The sequence below is a fragment of the Nonomuraea sp. NPDC051941 genome, from assembly GCF_044593615.1.
In genome coordinates, this window is the sequence record NZ_JBIUCF010000124.1 from 3,343 (window position 1) to 4,730 (window position 1,388).

At 57.0% G+C, this 1,388-nt stretch carries 2 rRNA genes (1 of these 2 running past the window's edge); both read left to right on the forward strand.

Annotation, left to right across the window (positions count from 1 at the left end):
* Positions 1-1,179, forward strand: a 23S ribosomal RNA gene (locus ACIHFD_RS67605); it begins 1,535 nt to the left of the window's first position.
* Between the two features lie 85 nt (positions 1,180-1,264).
* Positions 1,265-1,381 (forward strand): 5S ribosomal RNA (gene rrf / locus ACIHFD_RS67610).
* Positions 1,382-1,388 lie beyond the last annotated feature (7 nt).

A 1,388-nucleotide genomic window follows, 5' to 3' on the forward strand; every position in this document is an offset into this window, starting at 1 on the left:
CTTGCACTCGGAGCTGGTGGGGGTCGCAGTGGCCAGGGGGAAGCGACTGTTTACTAAAAACACAGGTCCGTGCGAAGTCGTAAGACGATGTATACGGACTGACGCCTGCCCGGTGCCGGAACGTTAAGGGGACCGCTTAGTCAGCGCAAGTTGGCGAAGGTGAGAACTTAAGCGCCGGTAAACGGCGGTGGTAACTATAACCATCCTAAGGTAGCGAAATTCCTTGTCGGGTAAGTTCCGACCTGCACGAATGGCGTAACGACTTCCCCGCTGTCTCAACCGCAGACCCGGTGAAATTGCAGTACGAGTAAAGATGCTCGTTTCGCGCAGCAGGACGGAAAGACCCCGGGACCTTCACTACAGCTTGACATTGGTGTTTGGAACGGCTTGTGTAGGATAGGTGGGAGACTGGGAAGCTCGGACGCTAGTTCGGGTGGAGTCATTGGTGAAATACCACTCTGGTCGTTTTGGATGTCTAACTCTGGTCCGTGATCCGGATCGGGGACAGTGTCTGGTGGGTAGTTTAACTGGGGCGGTTGCCTCCCAAAAGGTAACGGAGGCGCCCAAAGGTTCCCTCAGCCTGGTTGGCAATCAGGTGTTGAGTGTAAGTGCACAAGGGAGCTTGACTGTGAGACTGACGGGTCGAGCAGGAGCGAAAGCTGGGACTAGTGATCCGGCATCGGCGTGTGGAAGCGGTGTCGCTCAACGGCTAAAAGGTACCCCGGGGATAACAGGCTGATCTTCCCCAAGAGTCCATATCGACGGGATGGTTTGGCACCTCGATGTCGGCTCGTCGCATCCTGGGGCTGGAGTAGGTCCCAAGGGTTGGGCTGTTCGCCCATTAAAGCGGTACGCGAGCTGGGTTTAGAACGTCGCGAGACAGTTCGGTCCCTATCCGCTGCGCGCGCAGGAGACTTGAAAGGGGCTGTCCCTAGTACGAGAGGACCGGGACGGACGAACCTCTGGTGTGCCAGTTGTACCGCCAGGTGCACGGCTGGTTGGCTACGTTCGGGAGGGATAACCGCTGAAAGCATCTAAGCGGGAAGCTTGCCTTGAGATGAGGTCTCCCACCCTGTGAGGGGGTAAGGCTCCCGGTAGACGACCGGGTTGATAGGCCGGAGGTGGAAGCGCGGTAACGTGTGGAGCTGACCGGTACTAATAGGCCGAGGACTTGACCACAAAGCAGACTTTTTCTAGTCGTTGCTCGCGTCCATTATGTGATTCTGAGACAGCAAGCATTCTGTGCTTGTGTGTTTCGGAGGGTTACGGCGGTTATGGCGGGAAGGAAACACCCGGTTACATTCCGAACCCGGAAGTTAAGCTTCTCTGCGCCGATGGTACTGCACTCGGGAGGGTGTGGGAGAGTAGGTCGCCGCCGGACAATCTTT